Source organism: Hydrogenivirga sp. 128-5-R1-1, assembly GCF_000171895.1.
Genome location: NZ_ABHJ01000524.1, coordinates 1 through 1052, shown reverse-complemented (window position 1 = coordinate 1052; position 1052 = coordinate 1). Strand labels below are relative to the sequence as shown.

General features: G+C 28.9%; 2 protein-coding genes. Both read right to left on the bottom strand.

Features of this window, described 5'->3' with window-relative positions:
- Positions 1–85 (bottom strand): hydantoinase B/oxoprolinase family protein (locus tag HG1285_RS20705; RefSeq protein WP_008289730.1); only part of this gene is annotated, 85 nt, incomplete at its 3' end.
- A partial coding sequence (locus tag HG1285_RS00205; protein ID WP_008289729.1) for a hydantoinase/oxoprolinase family protein occupies positions 86–1052 on the bottom strand: 967 nt, incomplete at its 5' end.

Below are 1052 nucleotides of genomic sequence, written 5' to 3'. Positions count from 1 at the left end.
TTTTTTGTAGTGCAACTCCCATCTCTTCAGCAATTGATGAAAATCTATTTTTGAAAACTTCAAGTAATATAGGATTTATTTTCATTTATACCTCTATTATAAGGTTTTTATATTCATCAACATAGGCATTTGCAAAAGGAGGTATTACTATTGTTGAGCTGTATTCTACAACTATACTGCTGCCGTTTATTTTATTTCCTGCTTCAAGTTTTTCTCTATCGTATATTTTTGTTTTGTATTCTTTCCCTTCAAATATAACAGTTTTTTCATGAATAACAGCGTCTTCTTTTACCTTCTCACTTACATATTTATACTTTTTAAATTCTGGTTTTTCTGTTTCTCCTACAGCCCTTAATCTTATATTTACAATTTCAATTTCTCTATCAAGAGTATAGCCGTACTTTTTCTTATATTCATTTTTAAAGTTTTCAATATAATTTTTATCAAAAGGGACTATTAACTCAAAAGATTGTCCTTTATATCTTACATCTATATACTTTTCTATGTATATACTTTTAACTTCCTCACTTTCCATATCTTTTTTTGCCTTCTTTTCTAAAACTTTAAAGAGTTTTTCTAAACTTTCATAATTTGTGTTTTTCTCTTTAAGCATTACAGTTAAAGAATAATCTTTAATAATGTCAGATAAGAGCATTCCAATAGCAGATAATATACCAGGATTTTGAGGAACTAAAACCTTTTTTATACCAAGCATTCTTGCCAAAAATACAGCGTGTAAACCACCTGCTCCGCCAAAAGAAAATAAAGTAAATTCAGATGGATTATACCCTTTTTCTATGGAAATAACCCTTAATGCTTTTTCCATCTTTGTGTTTGCAATTTCAATTATTCCTTCTGCAAGCTGTATAGGTGTTAATTTTAATTTTTCAGCAAGTTTTTCTATATAAGGTTTTACCTTTTCAGGATATATTTTCATATTACCACCTAAAAAATATTCAGGTATAAGCATTCCAAGAAAAAGATTCGCGTCTGTAACTGTTATTTTATTTCCTTTTCCATAGCATATAGGTCCCGGGTCTGCTCCAGCACTT